The sequence below is a fragment of the Mesorhizobium sp. M0909 genome (assembly GCF_040319515.1).
Taxonomy (GTDB): domain Bacteria; phylum Pseudomonadota; class Alphaproteobacteria; order Rhizobiales; family Rhizobiaceae; genus Mesorhizobium.
Map to the genome: position 1 here is coordinate 58,567 of NZ_JAMYOA010000018.1, position 22,312 is coordinate 80,878.

Here is a 22,312-nt window from a genome sequence, read left to right on the forward strand (position 1 = left end):
TGCAACCTGCAAGGAGGGCGACGCATGCTAGAGCGGTAATAATTCTCATGACCACCTCCCCGGTTTCCCGGTGAGTTGACGACAAAAAACATTCGCCAAATCAACCGAATGTACCACCACGCGATTGTCGTGGATAGGAACGCGATCGGCGGCTAACGGAACGTCGCATATGCGCCGTGACGACGGGCGGCCAGCAATCGTAGCGTAGAGTGTTGACGCGCCTTCCTTGCCGTTGAAGCTCTCGATGAAGCCTTATCCGGCATGATGTTCTTGGTGCCATCGGTTGTTCGGTACGTCAGGTTCGTTAAGCTTGGCGCATCCGGGCCACGGGGCACCGGGAGCACGCAAGTGCGGGCAGGCCGTCGTATGCAGATGAACTGCGAGTTCGAGCACATTATCTGGCCGCCCCTACGACTCGCCCGGATGCGCTGCGAGCGCGGATCCGTATTTGTCGTGTTGCCCGCTCGCTCCCTGTTCGTGACCAACGATGGAGGGAACCGTGCGTATTATCGGCATGGACATACACCGCGTAGCCGCCGAGGTCGTGTCGTTGCTTGATGGCGAGATCGTCAAGCTCGGCCGCGTTCAAATGCTGCGCAATAAGCTCGAGGAGTTCGCCAGGAAGGAACTCACCCACGATGATCATGTGGTGATCGAGGCCACGGGCAATGCTGCTGCCGTCGCTGAAGTGCTGTCGCCCTACGTCGATCGGATCGTGATCGCCAATCCCAAGCAGGTGCACATGATCGCGCACGCGAAGGTGAAGACTGACACGATCGACGCCACTGTCCTTGCGAAGCTCTACGCCTCGGGCTTTCTGCCGGAGGTCTGGGTTCCGGATCCGGGGACCCCTGCCCTCCGAAGACAGGTCACCAGGCGGACACAGCTGGTTCGCCAGCGTTCGCGGCTGAAGAACCTCATCCAGTCAATCCTCCACGCCCACCTGATCCCGCCGTGTCCGCATGGGAACCTCGTCGGGAGGCAAATATTGCCTGCGGATGAGCGCGCCGCCATCGAGCGCCACCTCGGCTTGATTAACCAGATCAACGAGGCGTTGACGGTGGTCGAGGCGGATATCGCCGTACATGACCTTCAGGATCCGACAATCCGCCGCCTGATGACGTTGCCCGGCCTCGACGTCACCGTGGCTGCGAGCGTTGCCGCGGCAATCGGCGACATACGGCGCTTCAGCGATCCACAGAAGCTCGTTGCCTATCTTGGCCTCAATCCGAGCGTGCGGCAGTCCGGTGAGGGGCCAGCCTATCACGGGCGCATCACGAAGCAGGGCCGCGGCCATGCGCGGGGGATGCTGGTCGAGGCGGCATGGGCGGCGGTGCGATCGCCAGGACCTCTTCGCGCCTTCCACAAGCGGATCGCCTCGCGCCGCGGGAAGCACATCGCGGCCGTCGCCACTGCGCGCAAGCTTGCAATGATCATCTGGCACATGCTGAGCAAGGATACCGCAAAAAAGCCCCGGCGCTGGGTCGTTGCGCCGAGGCTTTGGGCACGTACAAGCTACACCAACATGTCCGCTTATAAACGTGCGCTAATAACGTAAAAAACGGTGAACCACGCACAGGCGGAAGGGCGCACGCTCAAAGCTGGGGTGAAGCGGCAATATCAGTGATGACAAGTTGCGCACCCTGATTGTTCCACCTAGCTTTCGACCGAATGAGGGGACGAGGATGCCGGCTGTGTTGATTTGCCAAGATGATGTACTCCGTCACCGGCCGATGAAGCGAGCCGGCAAATCTCGAAATGTCTAGTGATGGCCACTGGGACCCCGCACATTCGGGGATTCGAAGCTGATTTTCAGGTGATGCTAAGCAAGGCCGGCAAGGTGGAGACGATCACCGTTATGCTACGCTTTGCTCTGAGTGGCAGCCCAGCAGCTTGGGTTAGGGGGGCCGCTGGGCCTGACCAGCGAGCGTTCGGGAATGCTCGACTGGCTGGTTAGTATTTTAGATAAATCTAATATAATCGAACCATGCGAACGAAGTACGCGGCGGTAAGAAAGTGGCTGGCGTCCGATTCACTTACCGCGCGGTTTTGCCTTGGGTTCTGGCGAGCTTTCGGAGGGGTTTGCAGCCAATTTTGCAGATCGCCGATCTGTTACCCACAGGGACTTTTTCCTCGCCACCAAATCATCACGATCGCCCTCAGCGGTCGCTCGGCTATGCATGGCAGCTATGGCGTAGTCGGCTCTGTTGGTTCGATAGTCTTCTTTTTGGACAGTCATCGTTTTCTCCCAGTTTCATAGCCCCTCTTTTGCCCTTGCGGGGAGATTAACTGCCGGTGCATTACGCGAGTCAATCGATGAAACGACCACTCCTCAGTCGCGAGGGCGGGAAGCAAGCCGACAATCGTAACGTTGGAGCGGCTTGCAGAGTGCCGGCAACACAGCCGCCCTTTCGTCGGGCTGCGTTGATCGCGTCCATGTTGCCCTTCAGCTCGCCGAGCTTGGCTTCACCTGCCTTGATGTCTGTGTTGTCCATCATGCTGCCAACCGGCAAGCCAAGCCAAAACACGCCATCCACGTCATGGCAGGCCGTCCTTTGTTGTACGGCCATTGTCGGCGCCAGGTCGGAAACGCTTCCAACTGGCTGCAGGACCTGCCCGCGTATACGCTGGACGAAACCAGCACGGGCTCGATGTCGGCTGGGCGAGTAGCGCAGCCCGACAAAACGCTGATGGCTACTAACGGACACAACTTGTTTTTCTTGCTTCCCCCAAATGCCCGCGGCGAGCATGCGCTGAGGGCAGGACGAAGCCTATTTGCCTTGACGGCATGCGGAATATATTCCTATTTTGCGGGATGCCGCACCCTCGCCGACACGAAGCCGTTTCCGAATATCACCTCGCCAAAATTGAACGACAGGCGTGGCTTCTGACGGTAGAACTCCGCGACGCGCAGTTGTCGCTCAAGCCATTTGGCGAGCATTGGGAAGCGATCGACCATCTGCATCGGGACATAAAGCGGGCGCTCAATCTGCTTACCAATAGGCCGGCGGACTACGAAGAACCACATTTCGCGCCTATGTCGCGAGGGTGAAGAACTAGCCTGTCAGTTTAGTGAAGTCGTGGCGCCGCGCGCGAACATGTGCCAGCAAATTCGTTTCGTTTACGACCCCTGATTGAAAGAGATTCAGCGTGGTCGAGGCCAGAATCTGACCGTCTATCGGGGTGCTGTACCATTTGGCGTCGGCGGTGACCTGGTCGACAACCCGCTGGCAGATCGCCCGATCTTTAGGTCTAAGGAACTGACTTTTCAGTGCTCGTAGCATCTCGACGCCTTGAAACGGGGAGTCACCTGTCTCCCGCGCGATACCCATGCGTGGTCTCCGAGCATGGATCCTAAACGCATTCAGACAGAAAATTGCCATTCGTTTGAGTGGTACCGATGTCGCGTGGATAAGCGCGGTCCGCGAGCTAATCCACCATGTCGCGCAGCGGCTTCTTGCGCTTTGGCGTCCTGTACTTCTCGACCAGCCTGACCTTGTCGATGTCGATCGTCACCAGCGGTCCCAGATCGACGGTCACCCTGCCGCCTTCCTCGTCTACGCGCGCGATCTCTCCGGTAAGCTCGATCTGCTGCCCCTTCTTCACCTTGGTATGATCGATGATCGAATGCGGAAAGCTATAGCTCGGAATCGAGACGTTTACGCAGTGCTGAGTGACCCGTTTGCGAAGGCGGCCGGGATCGCCACCTCGTCACGAATGGAAATTCCGCGCGCCGTTCCATGAGTCTGGTGCGCTCGGCGCCTTACTCAAGATATTGCTAATTATGGATGAGCCCGCTTCCTCCAATCGATGGATGAAGCCGATCGTGGGCCGGTGCTACTTGATGCATCGCGCGACTTACCCAACAAGAGCTGGCTCCAGGGGCAAAATATGAGCAAGACGACTCTCATTGCTATCGCAATCCTCGCGATCAGTGTCGGCTGTGCCGAAGCCAAGGACCGTAAGGTCGAAACCGCGACCCACCGTAAGGTCGAAACCGCGACCCTCGGCACGCACGCCAATTCGAAGAACCTGCCGGTTTGTACCGCGGCAAGCTCACTCTTCGAAGTCCTCGGTGATAAATGTTTTCTCGTCACAGGTTCGATGATCTATGGCGACATCGCCGAACTCTCCCGGACAATCACTTTGAGTTGGTAGCCGAAGCAACAACCTCCCAGCGCGGCCTCCATTCTCCGGTATGAAGTTGCGTCGCAGGGGCTCGCCCAGATATCGACCCAGTCTTCGCGCGTCGCCAATACCGGCGCAATCCCCAGTCACCACGGGCCTCTCCAAAATTCTTATGCCGTCCGCACCTGCGGTCGAGCTTGTCGCGCCAACAGCAGCGCCTCTGCGGACGTTTCGTCTTCACGTAGACCGGGGGAGAGAACCAGAGAGGACCCATAAGGGGGAACTTAGAGCGGCAAGAGCCCGCTGACCAACCCCGCTTTAGCCGCAGCAAAGGGAACGATGTAGGCCCTCGCGGGTTTAGAGATGGCAGCGGGATTCTTCGTGGATGTGCAGCCGCTGTAGGGGGGGTCCGTCGCCTCTCCCTCACCGGCGGCGGGCTCCTTTCGCGAAGGCGGTGTTGGTAATAGACACCTAGAAGCTTATACCGCATCCAATTTAGCTAGTTCTCATTGGGGGAGTAATGTGCCCTCCTCTTTTGCAGCAGCCAGGAATGCCTTGCGGGCCTCCTCGGGTTCCATCTCATCGAAAATCACGGCCATGGAAACGCGCACCGCGAGATCCCAGCAAGGGCCACGCTTGGTCCACTTCATCAGCTCCTCGCCGGCTGTCTCGGCGTTGTTGACGTTGCGAATGAACCCGGGACGCTCGGTCTTGACGGGGACCGGGGGTTGAACCAGTGGCGAGCCATGAAGGGGCCTTAGGGCGGCTAGCGGGTTTCCTCTCTACCAACCGGCTCAGCGATGAGGACGGCTAACCATTTGTTAGGGATGGTCTGAGTCCGTGACGGGTGTTTCCAAACGTTCATCGACGTTTATCCGAGCGGTCGGTACGAAGCCGGTATGCATCATCTTCCGGTGGGTGTCGCCCTAGTCATTTCGCTTGTTGTCGGTCTACTCGTTGCGGCGATCGCCTCAAAGGACCATTCGGAAATCTGCGGCATCCGATGCTTATTCGTCCTCGGCGAGAGCGTTAATGTGAGGGCTGTCACGCCAAGGCGGGAATGTCGAGAATGAATGGCAGCACACGGTCGCCATTGCCAGATCACGACAAGCGAAGCTGGCTGACAGCTATTCGCGACCGTCGAAAGGCACGCAGAGGCCCATGGCAGTTGCTGCCTCGAGGATCGCCTCGGTTAGTTCTTCGTCGGAGGCCACCAAATAAGGCGCAGTCTCCCGAGCTTCGCGTAGTGCCGCTTTGATCGAGACCGTGTCGCGACGGTCCGCCCTGTTGAGGAGTACAGTAATTGCTTGTTCTAGAAACGGACCGACCCTTTGCGCGACGCTCATCCAGCCCTCCCCAGGGACACGCCGAAGGGTACTCTACTCCCAACCTGAGCGGCATCAAGGCCATGTACGAATTGTACAAATTGGTACGGCGCTGGGCCGCGACAGTCAGGAATATTTGGCTAGAGTTTCTGATCGGATAATCGGCTCGCGCGAAGCCCCTAGAGCGCGCCTCGATTCGCCTTTCGTCCCCTGGTGCTTTCGGTCCTGCCGTAGATTGGAGGATTGAACCAGTGGAGAGCCATCGGGCTATTCGCGAACGTCGAACGCGACGAACATGCCAAAGGCTGGAGCAATATCGACAATAAGCTCCACCAACTCGCACTCACTTTCCACCAGATGCGGGCCGTCTCGGCGCACCGCTGCGATAGTCTCTTTGACGGAGATGATGATTTGGCCGCGCCGGGCTCGTAAAATCAGCTCTTCAACAAGCTCATTGGCAGTCACTTTGATGGGTCGGCAGTTCGTCCAAACGTTCATACCAGGCCTCCCACCTCAGCGAGAACCCACGCGGAACATTCATGACCCTCTGTCGGGAAAAATCAAGGGAATGTTTGTAGGAAATTTCCAAGAGGGGATTAGAGAACAAGCACGCAGCGAGCCTCTGTACTCTTCCGCTTTGACGCTCACCCAGCCGGCTAGGAACCTTCTTCCGTCGGGGCCTGTTTGGCCCGATCAATAGCCGCAAGTAATGACTGTAGGGTTGGCGGCAGTTCTGGTTCGACCCCCAGATTTAAGAACGTTTGTCGATAGCCTTCGGAACGGATCAGTTTCCGAAACGCTTCGGAGACAGACTGATGGTCTGCTTTGTTGCTGGTTGTCATGTTCGGGAAGTCCGTCCCAATGAGCCGCAACTCGCCCGCAACGAATGGGTTCCATCAGGAGGTCGGAATATTTGGTAGAAATTTCTGAGCGGGAGATCGGATAACTGGCTCGCGCGAAGACCCCCCGTTGCTCGAGCGCATTACCTTCACCAACTACTTCGCGCGCGAGATTGCGTTGCCGGTCCGTGTCGACTTCGATGCCGATTTCCGAGACATGTTCGCGGTGCGCGGCACCACGCGTAGCCATTGCGGTCGTGCCCATGACGCGCTGATTGGTGAGGCAAGCGTCACATTTCGGTACGAAGGGCTTGATAATGTGGCGCGCCAGTCGGTCATTGCGGAGCCGGATCAGGTGCATTCCAGTTACGCCGAGTTCCGCATTGTCGTGCCGAGCCGTGACCGCAGGATTCTCCATCTGGATGGTCGGTCACGGCGAAGAGATTCCGTCCAGTGACCGGTTTCGTGCCGCCGCTGCGCGAGCGCGATGTGCGATTCGCTCAAAGCGCCGGCAAGGCGCCACCGTTTTCAGTTCCGGACGCGTGTTCAATGACTGGCTGGCCCGCACACGTGCCGACATCGCGCTCCTGACAACCGACCTCGAGACGGGACCATACCCGTATGCCGGCATTCCATGGTTCTCAACCGCCTTTGGGCGCGACGGAGTCATTTCCGCCTTGCAGATGCTCTGGCTCAATCCCGAGCTTGCCCGTGGCGTGCTGGCGTTTCTCGCCCGCTACCAATCGACCGAGACTTCCGTCTTCGGAGACGCGGACCCAGGCAAGATCATGCACGAAACGCGCAAGGGCGGGATGGCCGTGCTTCGCGAGTTGCCGTTCGGCCGACAGGACCGGAGATGAGGACTTTGTCGATCGCATTTGGGAATCACTGGGTGCTGCCACGGCTTGGATGAAGAAGTCGGAGCCCGCAACGGGGAGGGGTTCGTTACCTACAGCAGGGCAGCGGATACGGGCCTCTTCAATCAGGGCTGGAAGGACAGTGCCGATGCGATCTTTCCATACCGACGGCACTGTTCCCAAGGGACCGATCGCCTTAGTCGAGGTGCAAGGTTACGTCTTCGCAGCATACCAACCGCGCTGAACGCTCGCACCTACCAAGCCGGACAGCGCTACTGGTCGCTGCATGTTGCACCGGAGCGGAAGAAGCTCGAACGCCGAGGCTTTACCCCAAGCCAGATCGACGCCGAGATCAGCCGCTATGCGACGGCGATCAGCCGCATCCTTCGCTCTCAAAAGCAATATGGCTCAACACCGGATAGTGCCGCATGAGCGAGGGAGCGAGCATATCCGTCCGCGAAGCGGAACGGAGTGGGGGTGTGGGGCCTCAGGCCCCGCGTCTTCCTTCTGTTGGCGCTAACGCCGCGCGCGATGGCATTTCGTTCCGCCGTCGCTTGGATCGACCAGTCGCTCGCGCATGTGGCCGAGGCAGCATGCCCGATGATAGATTCGGCCGAGCACCAAGCCGCGCAAGATGAGCCGCGCTCGCCGTCTGTCGACCTGGTTGCCGCCGTGCTTGAGCGCGAGCGGTGGCGCCGGGTGGCCTGAAGGTCGCGACGAATGAAACGCCGGCCCAGTTCAACCCGCGCGACGTCCTTCAAAGCTGGGGGGATCGATCTTCACCAAGCGGTCTGCGGCATCGACCGCAGTTCGTATCCTGCTGCACAGCGCAAGATTTTCGGCCAGCATTTCTTCAGTGCGTTGAAGCGCGAGCTCGGTCCGGTGGATGCGCTGCCTGGCATTGGCAACTTCCGATGTCAAAAGATCGGCCGCCATCCCGTGGCCGTGGGGTTCCATAGTGTCCATGGGTTTCTAATACATGGGGGAAGATATCGTTCCCTGATGTCGGGCGAAACGGCGGGCCGCAGAAAAGCGCGATGGGCCGAATGACCAATACGCGCCCTGTCAAAACAGCGGACGCTGAGGAAGATCACAAGGGAAGCACTAAGGCGCAACTCAACCTCAAAGCGAACGGTCCGTTTTTTTGGAATTTTGTGGGCTGGTCGACAAATTGCACGAGGTTCCCTGATATGACAGGCACTCTGACCCTGTCATTCCCAGTCAGGCGAATGTCGCTGTCGTCTCGACGGACCAAAACCATCACCTTTCGGACCGATCACGTGACGATTCGCGACGGCATGAAAAGATGAAGGCGGCACCCGCTACCGGGTGCCGCGTCGGTGCTGCAGGCCCCAGGCCGAAGCAAAGGGAAGGCCGGTTTTCTGCTTGTGGGGGAACAGCGCCCTTTATTCCCCTGCCCAATACCGAGCAGGTGCGCGACAAACGCAGGCGTGATGAATGCGAGCAGTTTCACACGAGCAGAGCGACCCCACCAGCGCCGCATCCTCGCGACGACTCGGACCGTCTCGAAATGCACGAGCACTGTTTAAACCATCAGGACGGTGGAGAGGGCGAGAGCAGTAGCTATTCTGAAATCTCCAACGATGGTCGGCAAACCGATAATGGAAGCGAGCAGTCAGTCGGCGCCAGAATGGTTGTCGGCCACCTAAGTCGAAGAAATTCTGGAGGAGGAACAAGGCGTCCAAAGAACGGGGTCAATCACCGCCCAGCATACGGCTACGAGGTGTGGTTCAGGGGATTTAGCCGTAGTGCCACTGCGGCTTTGGCTCGGTGCCGGTGAACATGACGCCGATGCGGTCTTCGCGACGCCAACGAACCACCGCCTTGTAGGCGATGCCGTCGGTCGGCACATAGAGCAGGAATTCGTCGGGGACGCGAGCGTCGATCGAGGCCTTCAGTTCGGCGCCGCCGGCATGCATGTTACGCACCGTGCACGTGACCTCGGAATGGGTCATGCCGGTCAGGATTGTTGCGCCCTTGAAGACGCGCTGCCTGCGTTGGCGCCTCTGTTCGTCTTCAGCCATTTCGCCTAATTCCCGGCGTCTGTCGCTTCGTGTAGCTTTTGGTCTGCCAGATAATTGAGCTTGGCTGATGAACATAGCGTTATCGTCAGAGGCGCCGTGACATGCGGGATCGGTTGTGGAAGTACGTTTCAGGAGCATGCCGCAAAGGGCTTGCCAAAGCCGTCGGCGACCCCAATGGGTCAAGCCGGGGATCAAAGCCCGCGTGAAGCACCTTGCGGCAAGGAAGAGCTTCGCTGCAGGTTTTTCTAATCTAAGACAACGTCGCCCGCGCGCAAATTCTCGATCGGGACGATGCGTTCGCCACCTGCGTCCCGCACAAGCGCGACTTGGGGCACCGAGCCGATCAGGTCTTTGATTGAGGCTCGCGCACGATCCATATTCAGATCGGCGATGAACTTCGCGATCAGAATGATCACCATGAGGACCGCGCCGGCGACGGTCTCGCCTCCGATCAGCGCTACCACCGTAGCGATGGTGACGAATATCTCGGTACCGATCTTGCGCTCTTTTACGAGGTCAAAGGCGCCGGTTCTGACGAGCGGATACAAGCCGATGGCAACCGCCCCCCACAAACCTTGAATGGGAATCAGCTGTTGCCAGTACAGAAAGGCCATCAGGCCGGTAAATATAATGCGAGCGACTTCGGTCCAACGTTCGCGTGTCATCAACACTCGCCAACCCGATGGAACAGCCTTAGGCGCCGGCTCAACGCTTTCGGTGGCTGCTGTCTCGGATTTCATGATTGGCTCGCTATCTGGATTGCGGTCTTGGCTTGAAGCGTGAGCGCATCAGGATCGTGTCCCAGCGAGTGGTGTAGTTGACGGCTTGGTCGCCGCAGCTTCCGGCATGGGCCGGGAATGATCAGCGCGCCACAGCAGGCTGATGAGCGGATCATCGCTCATTTGGCTGATGGTTTCCAGCGTAATGGATCTCGCCCGCTGCACGGCTCATTCATCGTTCTGCTCGAGCAGGATCGCGCCAACCAGACGGACGATGGCGTCATCGTTTGGGAAGATGCCGATGACCTCGGTGCGCCGCTTGATCTCAACGCTGAGGCGCTCGATCGGGTTGGTAACCGGTATGATCATGAGGGTGCCATCTGATCCCCCGCTGGAGATGCGAGATTTTCAGCGTATGGCGTGACCATCCGGGATAGGGGCACCGGGAGCACGCCAAGCGCGGACAGGCCGATGTATTCGATGAGCTGCAAGCTCGCGTTAGTAGCTGGCTGCCCCTGCGACCTGCCCGGTTGCGAAGAGCGCGGATCCGTAGGTGTCGCGTCGCCCGCCGGCTCCCGATTGTTCAAGGAGAGAGGGGGCCAATGAGACGTGTAATTGGAATGGACATCCCACCGCACCTTTTGCGGAGTGATTTTCTGGGAAGATGGCCGGCTGCGCCATCACGGACGGGTCGACATGACCCGCTCCGGGCTGGAGGGATTTGGCCGCAGCTTGAACAGGACGGACGAGGTCGTTGTCGAGACGACCGGCAACGCCATGGCGGTGGTGCGGGTGCTTTCGCCTTTTGTCGACCGGATGATTGTGCATCACTGTCAGTCACGTTGGATACAGTTGGTTCGCGGGCACTGGCGACCTCGACGAGCCATGGTGGCCTATTCATTGGCCTATGTTCTGAGCCCATCTACCTCCGATGTTTCTTGCCGCCCCGTGGGAGAGTTCCTTCGTGCGAGCAGTTTGTCGATCCGCCGGCCATCCATGTCCACGATCTTGAATTGCCAGCCGCCATACTCAAAATGTTCCCCGACCTCAGGCAGATGCCCTAGTCGAAACAGGGCAAATCCTGCGATCGTATGGAAGTCGCCTTCAGTTGGCCGTGCTCGAAAACCAAGGCGATCGAACGCGTCCTGGGCCGACATCATACCATCCACGAGAAGGGAGCCGTCTTCACGCTCGACGACATCCGGCTCTTCGCCTTCGGTGTTGGGCAGGTCGCCGGCGATGGCTTCGAGCAAATCGGTCTGGGTAACAATTCCTTCCAGACTTCCGTACTCGTCGAGGACCATTGCTATGCGGACGGGCGCCTTCCTGAACTGCTCCAGCACTTTGAAAATCGGCGTTGACTCATGAACGACGAGCGGCTCACGGATGATCGCCATCGGATCGAGAACCTGCCCGTCAAGAACCTGGTCGAGCATGTCCTTCTTCAGAACCATGCCGAGCAGTTCATCGATACCGCCCTTGCCAACAAGGAGCTGCTCATGGCGGCAATCGCGGATCGTACGAAGAATCTCGGTTCGGTTATCATTCACGTCGATCCAGTCGATATCCGGCCGAGGCGTCATGATGTCACTGATGCGGCGCTCGCCGATATTGAAGACCCGCTCGACCATCTCCCGCTGCGCCTGCTGCAACAGCCCGCCTTCCTGACTGGCCGAGATCAGAAGCTTCAGCTCGTCTGGCGAGTGCAATGAATCCTCACCGGTTCCCGGGCGCAGGCCGCAGAGTCGCAGAACGAGGTTGCCGAGACCATTCAGCATTAGAATCGCCGGCCTGAGCAGAAAGAGGAACAGACCGAGCGGACGCACGACCCAGAGCGCAGTGTCTTCGCTGCGCTGGAGCGCCAGACTCTTTGGTGCGAGCTCGCCAAGCACGATGTGAAGCGCGGTGATCATGATGAAAGCGATCGCGACGGCGACAGTGTGTGAGCCCGCACTCGCCAACGACCCGAGCAGCCCGATCAAGAGAGGCTCGACGAGATGCGCGAGAGCAGGTTCGCCGATCCAGCCGAGTGCCAGCGATGAAATGGTGATGCCGAGCTGGGTCGCCGCCAGATTGGCATCGAGATTGTCGACGGCCCGCTGGAGCGCTGCCGCGTTCAGCCGCCCAGCCGCAGCGAGTTCGGCAACTCGGCTTCGGCGCACGGCGACCAGGGAAAACTCGGCGGCGACAAAGAAGCCGTTTGCGGCCACGAGTAGGAGAACCGACAAGATTCCAAGAATGTCGCTCAAACTGCCATCGCCTGTCGGCATGATATCCTCTTAATGACGCAATTGGATACTTCTCTGAAGCGCAAATGATGGCATTGCGCAATCACTATCAGCATCACGATCGCCAGAAGCATAATCCCCTGATGGCGATGGTAGTGCATCTACTAGCGACTGATCACGGTGCGGTCGAATACGTTGAATGCGGCAAAGTGAGCTTGCAGCGCGGGTCATGTACCGACGCGCCCCATTCTTGGCGTGGATGCGCAGATCACATGAAGGCAGACGCCATCACGCAGCCCGTCGATAAAGCTCAAATGATTGGGCTTGAACTGCTGACGGTAACAGGGCAGAAGCCTGGGCGAACGCTATCCGCAGCTCTCCGGCGGACAGCAGCAGCGCGTGGCGCTGGCCCGCGCGCTGGTCTATGAGCCGAACGTGATTCTGCTCGATGAGCCGCTGTCAAATCTGGACGCCAAGTTACGCGAAGAAGCGCGGATCTGGCTGCGCCGCCTCATCACCAATCTCGGGCTATCGGCGCTGTGCGTCACCCATGATCAGGGGGAAGCGATGGCGCTCGCCGACCGCATCCTGCTGCTCAACGGCGGCCAGATCGAACAGGACGGAACACCCAAGCAAATCTACAACAAGCCGAAGAGCCTGTTTGCAGCAGAGTTCATGGGTGCCAGCAATCGCCTTGACGGCGTGGTACCGCCATCAACGGCAACCGTGCGGAAATTGTCGCCAACGGCATCCCCTTGTGGGCAGCGCCAGCAGGAGCTGACCGTCGGCCCCGAAGTCACCGCACTCGTCCGGCTTGAGCGGGTGACGTGGTCCGGGGAGGACGGCCCTGGACGTATCGCCATGACCTGCGTCGAGAGCCTTTTCCTCGGCGATCGGCATGAAGTCATTTTCGAAAGCAATGACCTGACCATCCGGAGCTATTCCCGGGACGCCCTTCCGTCCGGCCAATACCATGTCGAGTTCCGGTTCGAGGATCTGATGGTCTTCGCGGCGGAATGAACTTCGGCGTTCACCACCAAGAGGATCATTCTTGCCAACCGGCATGAACATTCTCGAGCGGCTGACCTGCCACGGGCAATTTCCTCCACCTGAGATTAGAGTCCGGCTCGATTGAAGGGCGGACTGATGAAAAGAAAGCGGTTTACGGAAGAGCTGATCATCGCGGTCCTGCGTGAGCATGAGGCGGGGCAAAAGCGGGCGACCTGGCGCGCAAGCATCGGACCTCCGAGGCGGTTAGCCTTACACACGTGTTGAACGCGTGTTCGCTTGCGCATCACCGGGTATCAAAGCAAATATACCCGGAGAGGACTTGGCTGCTTCTGCAGGTGAAAAGTGCTGACTTTCTCAGGGTTCTATCTCGCGTCGTGTCTGCTCGCGCTCATTGCGCTCGTCGCCGTTCTCGAACTCGGGCTGCTTCCGGCACTGCTTTCGGGCCTTCTCGTGTTCAATCTCGTTCATTTCGCCGCACCGATGCTCCATCGAATCGGCGTTTCCAACAGCGTGACGAAAAGCCTTGCGCTGACCTTGGTGGCATTGATTTTCACGCTCCTGATAGCCGCCGCTATCTTTAGCGGCATGTCGCAATTGACTGGCGGTTCGGAGAACGTCGTGACGCTCCTCAAGAAGATGGCCGAGATCATCGATACCGCGCGCGTCCATCTCCCGACCTGGGCGATGGCCTATTTTCCATCAAACATCGAGGAACTGGAAGTCTTCGCGGCCCGGTGGCTCCGCGAACATGCCGGCCAGCTTCAACTCGTCGGGCGGGATGTCGGCGTCCTTGTGGTCCACATTATCGTCGGCATGGTGATCGGCGGCTTGATCGCGGTGAGCTCGGCGGCGCCATCGCGCGAGCCCGGCCCACTGGCGGTCGCGCTGGCAGATCGTGTCAACATTCTGAGCAAGGCCTTTCGCAACATCGTGTTCTCGCAAATCCGAATTTCGGCGTTGAATACGTTTCTGACGGCGGTCTATCTCGTGGCTGTTCTGCCGTCCTTCGGCATCGATCTGCCATTCATCAGGACAATGATAGCGCTGACTTTCGTCGCCGGCCTTCTGCCGGTCATCGGCAATCTGATCTCCAACACGGTGATCGTGGTTGTCAGCCTTAGCATCTCCTTCCTTGCAGCACTCGGCTCGCTTGCCTTTCTCATCCTCATTCACAAGCTCGAATACTTTGTAAACGCCAAGATCATCGGTTCGCGGATCAATGCGCGTGCCTGGGAGCTACTTCTGGCGATGCTTTTTATGGAAGCCTGGTTTGGTATGCCAGGTCTTGTCGCCGCGCCGATCTATTATGCCTATCTGAAGGCTGAACTGACGATGCGCGGGCTAATCTAGGGTTGGGCAGGTGGCGATTTGACGACGCAAGCAAGGTGGCCAGCACCAGCCGGCCAGCGTTCATCGCTCCTTTGATGCCCACCTGGTGGAGAAGCCTCCCGAGGGCCGAGGGATGGACACACAAGTTCGACGGCTACCGCGGGTCTTCAATGCGGACCGCGTCGGAGAATAACTGGCGAATGATACTACGGGACGACGGCGCAGCCGCCGACAGTCGGATGGAGGTCGATCTCGTCGCAGCCGCTGGGCCCGCTAAATGGCACTCTTGACTAACGTGCCAGAGGGTCCATTTTTTGACCCTGCGGTGTGCTGATGTCGAAGCCCCTCTTTATCCCGGCGCTCGCTGCTATATGCCTGAGATCGCCGCTGGTGCGTGCCGATAATGTCGATCTGGCGTTGGAAGCTTTTCACGGTATTTGTCTTGCACATGGACCTGACTTCGAACGAACCGTCCTGCGGCCAGGAGACGCGGATGGACTCCGTTGTCCGGCGACGCAGCACTTGCCCCCGTCGGTGACGTAGGCGCCTTCCAGGGCTGGGAGGCGACCGGTGACGACCTCCCGGCCAAAACCATGATCGCGGTGACAAAAGCCACTTGAATGGCAAGTCCGTGCAAACTTGCTCCATAAAGCTATTCGATGTCGACCGCGCGGCATTCGAGGAGCGTTTCTTCGCCCGGACGGATGCCGAAACAATCGGCGAGGACAGAAACGGAATGCAAGTTTCCAAACTCTACATATTGACAGTCTGCAATCGCAAGCACTTGTCCATTTGACGTTCCCGAGGTCCGGATCACATCGAACACGGTCATTGCAAGCTCGATCGCCGACGACCAGGGCGGATCAGCTGGTGTTATCTGCACGGGACGCGGGGCTTTTTGCGTTTGCAAGGAACTCGCGATAGGAATGCTCTGAATCGATCAGGAGCAGGAAATTGAGCGATCGGCAAAAGATCATCTGGATGATAGTGCTGGCAATCCTTGCTGGTATCGCGGTGATCATGCTCAAACATTGGCTGAAGGGCGACCTTGGGTAGCTGCCTCCTTAGATGAAGCAACACAGCCCTGATCGATCAAGGTTGGTATGGGCTTTGGCCCGTCCCATTTCGGCCTGCTTGCAATGGCAGGTGTCCTGCCTGATGCGGAATCGACGAGCGAAATGTGAGCGAAGAATGCAACTGACAGGCATGGTATCCGGCGCGGCGCTGTTGCTCGCTTCCACCGCGGCAGCGAACGCCCATCCGCATGTCTTTGCCGAAGCGAAGCTGGACCTGACCGTCGATCCAGACAAGACGGTCAAGTCGCTTCGGCATCTCTGGCGTTTCGATGACCTCTTTTCCAGCACTGTGCTGATGGAATTCGACAAGAATTCCGACCTTGTCCTTGATGCGAAGGAACTCGATGAAGTCGCTCTCACCGTCCATGCGTCGTTGGCCGAGTACAACTACTTTCAGATGGTGACCTTGAACGGCAAGGACGTGACGATGGCGCCACCGCCGAAGTTCAGCGTCAGCTATGAAAACGATCAACTCGTCGTCCAGTTCGAAACGCAGCCGAAGGACCCGTTGGCCCTTGGTGGAAAAGTCAGTATCGGTGTCTACGATCCGACCTTCTACACGGCAATCGATTTTACCGACGACGACAAGCTTGCGGTGGCCGGTCTGCCGCAAGGCTGCTCACGTTCCGTCGTCCGTCCAGATCCGGACACGGCCATCGCGCAGAACCAGAAGAGCCTGACAGACGCGTTCTTCAGTGATCCGACGGGGACCGATCTCGGCAAGATTTTCGCGACGCGCCTCGAATTGACGTGCGGCTGACCCGGAGCCGGTTCGATGGCCATGTTCCAGACGCTGGTCGAGTTCCAACGCACGATCTACCTGGCGTTGGCCGAGCAGATCAAACTGCTTGCGGCTGGCGGCGGCTGGCTGGCGTTCACGGCCTTTCTGCCCATGGGCATTCTGTTCGGTGCGACGCATGCGCTGACGCCGGGCCATAGCAAGGCTGTCCTGGCCACCTATCTGGCAGGATCGGACGCCAGCGTCCGGCGTGGGCTTCTGGTGTCGCTGACACTCTCCTTCACGCATGTAACGATTGCCGTGCTGATCGCGGCGCTCTCGTTGCCGTTGGTATCGATTGCCCTGGGCAGTGTTGGCCGCGCCCCACTGCTGGAAGACGTCAGTCGGGGCCTGCTTGGCCTGATCGGCATTTGGATGCTCTGGCGCGCATTGAGCCACGGCCATCACCACAAGCATGAGGGCGAGGCCGTCGGCGTCATGGCCGGCCTGATCCCATGCCCGCTGACGCTTTTCGTGATGACCTTTGCGATATCCAGAGGCGTTCCGGTCGCCGGCATTCTTTTCGCAATCACAATGATGGCCGGCGTGGCGCTGACGCTGTCTTGCGTTGCGGTGCTGTCGATCCTGTTTCGTGAACGTCTGGTGCATTTTTTCGATAGCCGGCCACGCCTGTTCGATGCCATTTCCCGAGCCATTGAGGGCGCTGCCGGCTTGGCGCTTGCCGGCGTAGCCGTTTGGCAAATCTCGTCGGGCTGAAATGCCGTGAACCAGATCGAGCGATGGATCAAGACCCGTTTACCTGAAGGTCAGCCGTGTCTTCGTCGCGGCGCAAAGCTTCGACGCGCATCTGCGCTCGTCGGTGGAACAGACGGATAGGTGACGCCCGACGCTCGAAGTGGCGCCGGCGACCCTGTATGCGCTAGATCATACGCTTGATGTCGATGTAGTCGCCTTCAGTCTGGATCGTCAGGGTCACGTCGCTGCCACCGCGGTTGCGCCAGAACCAACCATGATTTCCATCGAAGGCGGCTTCAATGGCACCTTCGTCAGCTGGAACGCTGCGACCCTTTTCATAGCTGACGGACTGACCGCCGCCATCGCCGTGCGTCTCGAAGTTCACCACGCCGCCGTCAGCTGTCCAGGAAAAGTTTGCCTTGGCGCCCTGCCGCATCACGAGCTTGACTTCGGCACCCTGGCCTGGCGCCAACGTGAAGGATAGCTCGTCTTGCCTTCCATCTGGCTGGATCGGGGCTTCCGAGGTTGCTTCGGCGGCAGGCGTTATAGCAATGGCCGGAGCCTCGGCAGGAGCGATCTCTCCAACTGTCACATTGTCTTGGGATACGGCCTCCCCAGTTGGCGACGGCTGCAAAGCAGGCCGTTCGGCGGTCAGGGCGACGAGGAGGTTTTCGATTCGGTCCATGCGCGCCATCAACTCGGCCGGAGGGACCATTTGCGTCATCCGCTCGGTTGGTGCCTTCGCGCTGGCCATTTCGTCGGCTGCCGCCTCGGCTGCCAGCTGTGTCTTGATTTCGCCCATTCTGGTGAGGCCGAGCAATCTGCCTGCTCCGGTCGGGTCGATCGCATACTCGGACGGCATGACGACCGTGATGACCAATGCGAAAGCCGTCAGCGCGGCAATGAAGGTGGAGCGCTTCAGCTGCGCTGACGTCGGCAAATCGGCGCGGCTGGGAAGGTCGGTGTTGTACATGATTCGGTTCCTTATGCGGCGACGAACAGGCCGGTGAGCTGATATCCGATCAGCAGAAACCAGCCGTCATCATGATGACGTTTGCGGTATAGGCGTGGCGCCAGAAACTTCGTGTCCGGCGCCAGTAGCCCATCACGATCAGGATGGCGCCAAGAGCCAAGAGCTGCCCGATCTCGACGCCGACATTGAAGGCCAAAAGGTTGGGCACCAGGCCGTCCGACGAGATGTTGTATTCGATGATCTTCGTCGACAGGCCGAAACCATGGAAGAAGCCGAAGACAAGCGTCGCGACCTTGGTGTTCGGCTGGAAGCCGAGCCAGCTCTGGAAGGCGCCCATATTATCGAGCGCCTTGTAGACCACAGACAGGCCGATGATCGCGTCGATGATGTAGCTGTTGATGCCGACATTGAAGTAGACGCCGAGCAGCATGGTCGTGGAGTGGCCGAGCGCGAACAGGCTGACATAGATGCCGATATGCTTCATCCGGTAGAGGAAGAAGATCACGCCGAACAGGAACAGGATGTGGTCGTATCCCGTCACCATGTGCTTGGCGCCGAGATAGATGAAGGGCAGCACGTTGATGCCCGAGATTTCCTGGATATAGCCCTTGTCGCCGGCGGCGACGGCATGGGCGAAGGCTGCTCCGGCGAGCAGTGGCAGGGTCAGCAGAGCGATAAGCAGGGGCAGGGCGGTTCGCCAACGTGCGCGGCGCGAGCGTGACCGGCCCCGGTGGAAGGGTCCTTGCATGAGATTTCCAATCTTCGTCGTTGAGGGTGGCCGCGCGAGCGGCCGCGATCATGCGGCGAGGAATGGTCTCGGCGGTCGCTCGAGCCGGAATGTCGTGTCCGGATCGACGAAAGTCGGCGGATAATTCAGCCAGCCCCGCTCGACCTGTGGAACGGTCGGTGCGAAGTCGGCGGGCGTACTCGCCGCCTCGTGCGAGTGGTCTGCCGCATTGTGCCCGTGAAAATGATCAGAGTTCTGCTCGCCGGAAACGCCATCATCGTGTGCGTGGCCAAGATCTTCGATCTGCGCGGCGGCTCCGCCGTGACGTTCAACCGCGGCGGCTGCAATCGCGATCGGATCGTGTGAGGTCGAATAGCCGAAAGGACGCAGCACGCCGAACATCATCGCTAAAGCGATGACCAGGCAAAAAACCGTGCGGTGGATCCGATTCGGCATGAACGGCGATTATTCTCTAAAATCCTAACGAATGGTTTTTGCTACCTCAGAATCGAGGCCTCTTTGAGACTTGCATATCCCCTCCGGGAGGATAGTATTAACATATGAGCGACCAATCCCACACCCACGAAACCCACCCCGATATCGTCAAGCGCCTGAAACGGGCTGATGGACATCTCAAGGGTGTCATCGAAATGATCGAGGCGGGCCGGTCCTGCCTCGACCTCGCCCAGCAGCTTCATGCTGTCGAGAAGGCCATTTCGCAGGCCAAGAAGACCCTGATCCAGGATCATCTCAACCATTGCCTTGAAGACGTCGTCGGGCCGTTGGCGCGCGAGCAGCGCCGCTCGATCGACGAGTTCAAGGACATCACCAAGTACCTGTGAGAAGCGCCATGATGGACAAAGTTCGCGATTGGTTTGGGTTTGGCCCGATGACGCATGGCATGGGGGGGAACGGACATGATCACGGTGATGGCGGCCATGGCCACACACACGGTGTCATAGATCCGACGATCGCCACGACGACGCGCGGCATCTGGGCGATCAAATGGTCATTCGTCGTTCTGGCCATCACGGCAGCGCTCCAGCTTGTGGTTGTGTTCCTCTCCGGCAGCGTGGCGCTGCTGGCCGACACGATCCACAATGTCGGCGACGCGGCCACTGCCATTCCGCTGTGGATCGCGTTCGTGCTGGCCCGCCGCAAACCGAGCAAGACGTTCACCTACGGCCTGGGCCGGGTCGAGGATCTGGCCGGGATCGTCATCGTTCTCATCATCCTCTTCAGTGCCATCGTCGCCGGCTACGAGGCGATCGACCGGCTGATCAATCCGCGTCCCATCACGTTTCTTGGCTGGGTCGCCATCGCCGGCCTCATCGGCTTCATCGGCAATGAAGCGGTCGCCGTATTTCGTATCCGCGTCGGGCGAGAGATCAACAGCGCTGCGCTGATCGCGGACGGCTACCATGCCCGCACCGACGGCTTTACCAGCCTGGCGGTTGTCCTGGGCGCTATCGGCGTCTGGCTGGGCTTTCCGCTTGCCGATCCGATCGTCGGGCTGCTGATCACCGTGGCGATCTTCGCCATCGTCTGGCAGTCGTCGAAAGCCGTGTTGACCCGCATGCTCGACGGAGTCGAGCCCGCCATCGTCGATGAAATCCATCATGCCGCCGAACACGTGTCGGGCATCGGGCGCGTTGAAAGCGTGCAGGCACGCTGGATCGGACATCGTCTGCATGCCGACGTGGCCATCAGTGTTCCGGAGATGGCGACGGCCAAGGACGTGCTGGGCGTAACCGAAGCCCTCAAGGAGGAGCTGTTCGCCCACTTGCCGGCGTTGGCGGAAGCCAATGTCCGCCTGGTGAGCCCAGCCGGGCTGGCCGTCACTGGCGCGGAAGCCTCTCATGCTCACCATCATGCGCCGGAGCCCTTCAAAGTCGCCTGCGATCTGGCTGCGGGGACGTTGGAAATCGTCGACACGGCGGCCGGCGAGCGGATGCGGCTGACCATAGAACGGCACACCGATGATTTTACAGCCACGGTGATCATCGACCGACCCAATGGGCCGGAGACGCTTCGCCTCGAACCCGTCGCCGACAACCATCATCGGCTTGAGAGCACCGTCGCCCCTGCCGAACCGCATGAGTTCCAGGCAAGTCTGGTGCTGACCGCGAAAGATCGCGAACAGGTGCTGCCGTTCAAGATGGTCGAACCCGAAGGTCACCATCATTAGATCGACTGGCGGATATCCGGTTCAATGACCGATCTCGCGGCCTATGCTGGTCTGTTCCTGGCGGCCTTGATCGCCGCGACGATCTTGCCGATGCAATCAGAAGCAGTGCTGGTCGGCCTCTTGCTTGCGGATTATTCGCCCTGGCTGCTCATCGCGGTGGCCAGCGTCGGCAATGTGCTTGGATCGGTGATCAACTGGCTGCTCGGGCGAGGCATCGAGCGCTTTCGGGATCGGCGGTGGTTTCCGATGAACCAAGCGCAACTGGAACGCGCGCAAGACTGGTATCGCAGCTATGGGAAATGGTCGCTCCTGCTGAGTTGGCTGCCGGTTGTCGGTGATCCGCTGACCGTCGTCGCGGGCGTCCTGCGCGAGCCTTTTCGGGTTTTCCTTTTGTTGGTCACTGCCGCCAAGGCCGGCCGTTATCTTGTTCTTGCGGCCGTGACACTGAGCGTCATCTGACGTCGCGAATCTTCTCCAAGCTGAGCTGGTTAGGTCGACGGGTTCAAAGGAACCAGCCGAAGAGCCCCGTCTGATTTAATTTAGGCGGACGGGAAGCCCAGCTCTTTTTGACAGCGACCTTGTTGAGGGCCGCGCGCAGGCCTTTCGCCAGCTTCTGCGTATCGCGCGACCGGTCAACCAAGCTACGCCGCGGCGCTCTAGCCAACATCGACATTGTCAAGACATTCTTGTGGCCGCGCGCCAGGCCTGCACAACGAAGCTGTGCTGGTTCCATATCATCAGCGCTCCACTGACAGCCATGAGCGCGACCACAAGGCCGCGGAATTGTCGTCCACTCAGGCGTTCGAGCCAGCGCTTGGCCAGCAGATTGGCAAGCGCGGCGCCCAAACCCGCGGCTACGCCGTATACGGCCGCCTGACCACCGAGCGCGCCAAGTCCAGTGAATACCGCGATCTTGACGACATCGGTCACAAACGAGTTCACCGATTTCGTGGCGACCAACGTCTCCTTCTCCGAACCGTAGTTCAGATAGAGCGAATTCAGGACGGGTCCCACCGTGCCCATCAGCGCCGACAACAGCGCGACGATCAGGCCGGCCGGGAGGAACCACCAGCGCCGGGCTCGGTAGCTCCGCTCGCGCGCCCCGCCGCGAAATTCCCAGACTGCACCGATCAGATAGATTCCTATGAGTATCTGGAGCCATTCCGCCCGACTGTTGGCGAAGAGCCAGGAGCCCGCAGCGGCACCGGCGATGGCGCCCGGCAGGTACCAACGGACCAAGCTCCAATCTATGTCGTGCCAAAAGGCCAGGGCGCGGATGGGATTGCCGATAAGTTCGGTCAAGGTGATGACCGGCGCAACCGCGGCGCTGCCTGTGATGAAAGTCACGGCCTATCAGCAATAGACCTCCGCCTCCGGCCGATAGGGTGTTCAG

Annotated in this window: 26 protein-coding genes and 5 pseudogenes; 13 read left to right on the forward strand and 18 right to left on the reverse strand. The window is 59.4% G+C overall.

Features of this window, described 5'->3' with window-relative positions; all coding sequences use genetic code 11:
- Nucleotides 1-499: 499 nt before the first annotated feature.
- Nucleotides 500-1,456 (forward strand): annotated as a pseudogene (locus NKH83_RS24340) (IS110 family RNA-guided transposase); the annotation flags it as partial.
- 576 nt (nucleotides 1,457-2,032) lie between these two features.
- Here the strand turns inward: NKH83_RS24340 and NKH83_RS24345 are convergent.
- The 5 genes from NKH83_RS24345 to NKH83_RS24365 form a co-directional block, all read right to left on the reverse strand.
- Nucleotides 2,033-2,239 (reverse strand): hypothetical protein, encoded by a 207-nt coding sequence (locus tag NKH83_RS24345; RefSeq protein ID WP_084641867.1) that lies wholly within the window; start codon nucleotides 2,237-2,239, stop codon nucleotides 2,033-2,035.
- A 70-nt stretch (nucleotides 2,240-2,309) separates the two neighbouring features.
- Nucleotides 2,310-2,570 (reverse strand): hypothetical protein, encoded by a 261-nt coding sequence (locus NKH83_RS24350; protein WP_352807899.1) that lies wholly within the window; start codon nucleotides 2,568-2,570, stop codon nucleotides 2,310-2,312.
- A 233-nt stretch (nucleotides 2,571-2,803) separates the two neighbouring features.
- Complete coding sequence (locus NKH83_RS24355) at nucleotides 2,804-3,028, reverse strand: hypothetical protein (protein ID WP_352807900.1); 225 nt, start codon at nucleotides 3,026-3,028, stop codon at nucleotides 2,804-2,806.
- A gap of 28 nt (nucleotides 3,029-3,056) precedes the next feature.
- Nucleotides 3,057-3,332, reverse strand: coding sequence for a hypothetical protein (locus NKH83_RS24360; RefSeq protein WP_352807901.1), 276 nt, complete (start codon nucleotides 3,330-3,332; stop codon nucleotides 3,057-3,059).
- Between the two features lie 97 nt (nucleotides 3,333-3,429).
- Complete coding sequence (locus tag NKH83_RS24365; protein ID WP_352779146.1) at nucleotides 3,430-3,606, reverse strand: hypothetical protein; 177 nt, start codon at nucleotides 3,604-3,606, stop codon at nucleotides 3,430-3,432.
- 204 nt (nucleotides 3,607-3,810) lie between these two features.
- Between NKH83_RS24365 and NKH83_RS24370 the strand changes: the two genes are divergently transcribed.
- Nucleotides 3,811-4,158, forward strand: coding sequence for a hypothetical protein (locus NKH83_RS24370; RefSeq protein WP_352807902.1), 348 nt, complete (start codon nucleotides 3,811-3,813; stop codon nucleotides 4,156-4,158).
- 476 nt (nucleotides 4,159-4,634) lie between these two features.
- On the opposite strand, the gene NKH83_RS24375 is transcribed toward NKH83_RS24370, so the two are convergent.
- The 3 genes from NKH83_RS24375 to NKH83_RS24385 all read right to left on the reverse strand — a co-directional run bounded on the left by NKH83_RS24375 (nucleotide 4,635) and on the right by NKH83_RS24385 (nucleotide 5,951).
- Complete coding sequence (locus NKH83_RS24375; protein WP_352807933.1) at nucleotides 4,635-4,865, reverse strand: DUF982 domain-containing protein; 231 nt, start codon at nucleotides 4,863-4,865, stop codon at nucleotides 4,635-4,637.
- A gap of 390 nt (nucleotides 4,866-5,255) precedes the next feature.
- On the reverse strand, nucleotides 5,256-5,474 hold the full coding sequence (locus tag NKH83_RS24380; RefSeq protein WP_352807903.1) for a hypothetical protein: 219 nt from the start codon (nucleotides 5,472-5,474) through the stop codon (nucleotides 5,256-5,258).
- 246 nt (nucleotides 5,475-5,720) lie between these two features.
- Nucleotides 5,721-5,951, reverse strand: coding sequence for a hypothetical protein (locus NKH83_RS24385; protein WP_352807904.1), 231 nt, complete (start codon nucleotides 5,949-5,951; stop codon nucleotides 5,721-5,723).
- A 471-nt stretch (nucleotides 5,952-6,422) separates the two neighbouring features.
- Here NKH83_RS24385 and NKH83_RS31700 point away from each other — a divergent pair.
- The 3 genes and pseudogenes from NKH83_RS31700 to NKH83_RS24405 form a co-directional block, all read left to right on the forward strand.
- Nucleotides 6,423-7,384 (forward strand): annotated as a pseudogene (locus tag NKH83_RS31700) (glycogen debranching N-terminal domain-containing protein); the annotation flags it as partial.
- Nucleotides 7,385-7,431: 47 nt separating this feature from the next.
- Nucleotides 7,432-7,581, forward strand: a complete 150-nt coding sequence (locus NKH83_RS31705) for a hypothetical protein (RefSeq protein WP_352456157.1) — start codon at nucleotides 7,432-7,434, stop codon at nucleotides 7,579-7,581.
- A gap of 99 nt (nucleotides 7,582-7,680) precedes the next feature.
- A complete protein-coding gene (locus tag NKH83_RS24405) occupies nucleotides 7,681-7,857 on the forward strand; it encodes a hypothetical protein (RefSeq protein WP_352807908.1) in 177 nt (58 codons plus the stop codon).
- A 30-nt stretch (nucleotides 7,858-7,887) separates the two neighbouring features.
- On the opposite strand, the gene NKH83_RS24410 is transcribed toward NKH83_RS24405, so the two are convergent.
- The 5 genes and pseudogenes from NKH83_RS24410 to NKH83_RS24430 all read right to left on the reverse strand — a co-directional run bounded on the left by NKH83_RS24410 (nucleotide 7,888) and on the right by NKH83_RS24430 (nucleotide 12,183).
- Nucleotides 7,888-8,115, reverse strand: a complete 228-nt coding sequence (locus tag NKH83_RS24410) for a hypothetical protein (RefSeq protein WP_352807909.1) — start codon at nucleotides 8,113-8,115, stop codon at nucleotides 7,888-7,890.
- Between the two features lie 794 nt (nucleotides 8,116-8,909).
- Nucleotides 8,910-9,194: a PilZ domain-containing protein gene (locus NKH83_RS24415; RefSeq protein ID WP_352807910.1), complete on the reverse strand. Its 285-nt coding sequence runs from the start codon at nucleotides 9,192-9,194 to the stop codon at nucleotides 8,910-8,912.
- 245 nt (nucleotides 9,195-9,439) lie between these two features.
- Nucleotides 9,440-9,934 carry a hypothetical protein gene (locus NKH83_RS24420; protein WP_352807911.1) on the reverse strand — a complete coding sequence of 165 codons (495 nt, stop codon included), beginning with the start codon at nucleotides 9,932-9,934 and terminating at the stop codon, nucleotides 9,440-9,442.
- A 48-nt stretch (nucleotides 9,935-9,982) separates the two neighbouring features.
- A pseudogene (locus NKH83_RS24425) lies at nucleotides 9,983-10,267 on the reverse strand (transposase); the annotation flags it as partial.
- Between the two features lie 551 nt (nucleotides 10,268-10,818).
- Nucleotides 10,819-12,183, reverse strand: coding sequence for a hemolysin family protein (locus NKH83_RS24430; protein WP_352807912.1), 1,365 nt, complete (start codon nucleotides 12,181-12,183; stop codon nucleotides 10,819-10,821).
- Nucleotides 12,184-12,495: 312 nt separating this feature from the next.
- Between NKH83_RS24430 and NKH83_RS24435 the strand changes: the two genes are divergently transcribed.
- The 3 genes and pseudogenes from NKH83_RS24435 to NKH83_RS24445 all read left to right on the forward strand — a co-directional run bounded on the left by NKH83_RS24435 (nucleotide 12,496) and on the right by NKH83_RS24445 (nucleotide 14,502).
- Complete coding sequence (locus tag NKH83_RS24435; RefSeq protein WP_352807934.1) at nucleotides 12,496-13,161, forward strand: ABC transporter ATP-binding protein; 666 nt, start codon at nucleotides 12,496-12,498, stop codon at nucleotides 13,159-13,161.
- Nucleotides 13,162-13,287: 126 nt separating this feature from the next.
- A pseudogene (locus NKH83_RS24440) lies at nucleotides 13,288-13,394 on the forward strand (transposase); the annotation flags it as partial.
- A 100-nt stretch (nucleotides 13,395-13,494) separates the two neighbouring features.
- Nucleotides 13,495-14,502 (forward strand): AI-2E family transporter, encoded by a 1,008-nt coding sequence (locus NKH83_RS24445; RefSeq protein ID WP_352807913.1) that lies wholly within the window; start codon nucleotides 13,495-13,497, stop codon nucleotides 14,500-14,502.
- A gap of 631 nt (nucleotides 14,503-15,133) precedes the next feature.
- Here NKH83_RS24445 and NKH83_RS24450 read toward each other — a convergent pair.
- Entirely contained in the window at nucleotides 15,134-15,313 is a 180-nt protein-coding gene (locus tag NKH83_RS24450) for a hypothetical protein (protein WP_352508362.1), read from the reverse strand.
- Nucleotides 15,314-15,687: 374 nt separating this feature from the next.
- On the opposite strand from NKH83_RS24450, the gene NKH83_RS24455 reads away from it, so the two are divergent.
- Complete coding sequence (locus tag NKH83_RS24455) at nucleotides 15,688-16,317, forward strand: DUF1007 family protein (RefSeq protein ID WP_352807935.1); 630 nt, start codon at nucleotides 15,688-15,690, stop codon at nucleotides 16,315-16,317.
- A gap of 21 nt (nucleotides 16,318-16,338) precedes the next feature.
- The gene (locus NKH83_RS24460; RefSeq protein ID WP_352807936.1) at nucleotides 16,339-17,052 is read left to right on the forward strand and encodes a HoxN/HupN/NixA family nickel/cobalt transporter; all 714 of its coding nucleotides are present in this window, start codon (nucleotides 16,339-16,341) and stop codon (nucleotides 17,050-17,052) included.
- A 163-nt stretch (nucleotides 17,053-17,215) separates the two neighbouring features.
- Here the strand turns inward: NKH83_RS24460 and NKH83_RS24465 are convergent, their stop codons facing one another.
- The 3 genes and pseudogenes from NKH83_RS24465 to NKH83_RS24475 all read right to left on the reverse strand — a co-directional run bounded on the left by NKH83_RS24465 (nucleotide 17,216) and on the right by NKH83_RS24475 (nucleotide 19,136).
- Nucleotides 17,216-18,004 (reverse strand): hypothetical protein, encoded by a 789-nt coding sequence (locus NKH83_RS24465; RefSeq protein ID WP_023680179.1) that lies wholly within the window; start codon nucleotides 18,002-18,004, stop codon nucleotides 17,216-17,218.
- Nucleotides 18,005-18,015: 11 nt separating this feature from the next.
- Nucleotides 18,016-18,752: pseudogene (locus NKH83_RS24470) on the reverse strand (HupE/UreJ family protein).
- Nucleotides 18,753-18,800: 48 nt separating this feature from the next.
- Entirely contained in the window at nucleotides 18,801-19,136 is a 336-nt protein-coding gene (locus NKH83_RS24475; protein ID WP_156937473.1) for a hypothetical protein, read from the reverse strand.
- 155 nt (nucleotides 19,137-19,291) lie between these two features.
- Between NKH83_RS24475 and NKH83_RS24480 the strand changes: the two genes are divergently transcribed.
- Genes NKH83_RS24480 through NKH83_RS24490 form a run of 3 tightly spaced genes read left to right on the forward strand, consistent with a single transcriptional unit; the run spans nucleotide 19,292 to nucleotide 21,378 of the window.
- Entirely contained in the window at nucleotides 19,292-19,573 is a 282-nt protein-coding gene (locus NKH83_RS24480; protein ID WP_023680176.1) for a metal-sensing transcriptional repressor, read from the forward strand.
- A gap of 8 nt (nucleotides 19,574-19,581) precedes the next feature.
- Nucleotides 19,582-20,919, forward strand: a complete 1,338-nt coding sequence (locus tag NKH83_RS24485; RefSeq protein WP_352718472.1) for a cation diffusion facilitator family transporter — start codon at nucleotides 19,582-19,584, stop codon at nucleotides 20,917-20,919.
- A gap of 24 nt (nucleotides 20,920-20,943) precedes the next feature.
- Nucleotides 20,944-21,378, forward strand: coding sequence for a YqaA family protein (locus NKH83_RS24490; RefSeq protein WP_023680173.1), 435 nt, complete (start codon nucleotides 20,944-20,946; stop codon nucleotides 21,376-21,378).
- A gap of 216 nt (nucleotides 21,379-21,594) precedes the next feature.
- Here NKH83_RS24490 and NKH83_RS24495 read toward each other — a convergent pair whose 3' ends face one another.
- The gene (locus NKH83_RS24495; protein ID WP_352807914.1) at nucleotides 21,595-22,266 is read right to left on the reverse strand and encodes a sulfite exporter TauE/SafE family protein; all 672 of its coding nucleotides are present in this window, start codon (nucleotides 22,264-22,266) and stop codon (nucleotides 21,595-21,597) included.
- Between the last annotated feature and the right edge of the window lie 46 nt (nucleotides 22,267-22,312).

Coding starts and splice junctions, on each gene's coding strand:
- NKH83_RS24345 (WP_084641867.1), bottom strand. CDS start 2,239: ATGACTGTCCAAAAAGAAGACTATCGAACCAACAGAGCCGACTACGCC.
- NKH83_RS24350 (WP_352807899.1), bottom strand. CDS start 2,570: ATGGCCGTACAACAAAGGACGGCCTGCCATGACGTGGATGGCGTGTTT.
- NKH83_RS24355 (WP_352807900.1), bottom strand. CDS start 3,028: ATGTGGTTCTTCGTAGTCCGCCGGCCTATTGGTAAGCAGATTGAGCGC.
- NKH83_RS24360 (WP_352807901.1), bottom strand. CDS start 3,332: ATGGGTATCGCGCGGGAGACAGGTGACTCCCCGTTTCAAGGCGTCGAG.
- NKH83_RS24370 (WP_352807902.1), top strand. CDS start 3,811: ATGGATGAAGCCGATCGTGGGCCGGTGCTACTTGATGCATCGCGCGAC.
- NKH83_RS24380 (WP_352807903.1), bottom strand. CDS start 5,474: ATGAGCGTCGCGCAAAGGGTCGGTCCGTTTCTAGAACAAGCAATTACT.
- NKH83_RS24385 (WP_352807904.1), bottom strand. CDS start 5,951: ATGAACGTTTGGACGAACTGCCGACCCATCAAAGTGACTGCCAATGAG.
- NKH83_RS24405 (WP_352807908.1), top strand. CDS start 7,681: ATGGCATTTCGTTCCGCCGTCGCTTGGATCGACCAGTCGCTCGCGCAT.
- NKH83_RS24410 (WP_352807909.1), bottom strand. CDS start 8,115: ATGGACACTATGGAACCCCACGGCCACGGGATGGCGGCCGATCTTTTG.
- NKH83_RS24415 (WP_352807910.1), bottom strand. CDS start 9,194: ATGGCTGAAGACGAACAGAGGCGCCAACGCAGGCAGCGCGTCTTCAAG.
- NKH83_RS24420 (WP_352807911.1), bottom strand. CDS start 9,934: ATGAAATCCGAGACAGCAGCCACCGAAAGCGTTGAGCCGGCGCCTAAG.
- NKH83_RS24430 (WP_352807912.1), bottom strand. CDS start 12,183: ATGCCGACAGGCGATGGCAGTTTGAGCGACATTCTTGGAATCTTGTCG.
- NKH83_RS24450 (WP_352508362.1), bottom strand. CDS start 15,313: ATGACCGTGTTCGATGTGATCCGGACCTCGGGAACGTCAAATGGACAA.
- NKH83_RS24455 (WP_352807935.1), top strand. CDS start 15,688: ATGGTATCCGGCGCGGCGCTGTTGCTCGCTTCCACCGCGGCAGCGAAC.
- NKH83_RS24460 (WP_352807936.1), top strand. CDS start 16,339: ATGTTCCAGACGCTGGTCGAGTTCCAACGCACGATCTACCTGGCGTTG.
- NKH83_RS24465 (WP_023680179.1), bottom strand. CDS start 18,004: ATGTACAACACCGACCTTCCCAGCCGCGCCGATTTGCCGACGTCAGCG.
- NKH83_RS24475 (WP_156937473.1), bottom strand. CDS start 19,136: ATGATGTTCGGCGTGCTGCGTCCTTTCGGCTATTCGACCTCACACGAT.
- NKH83_RS24480 (WP_023680176.1), top strand. CDS start 19,292: ATGAGCGACCAATCCCACACCCACGAAACCCACCCCGATATCGTCAAG.
- NKH83_RS24485 (WP_352718472.1), top strand. CDS start 19,582: ATGATGGACAAAGTTCGCGATTGGTTTGGGTTTGGCCCGATGACGCAT.
- NKH83_RS24490 (WP_023680173.1), top strand. CDS start 20,944: ATGACCGATCTCGCGGCCTATGCTGGTCTGTTCCTGGCGGCCTTGATC.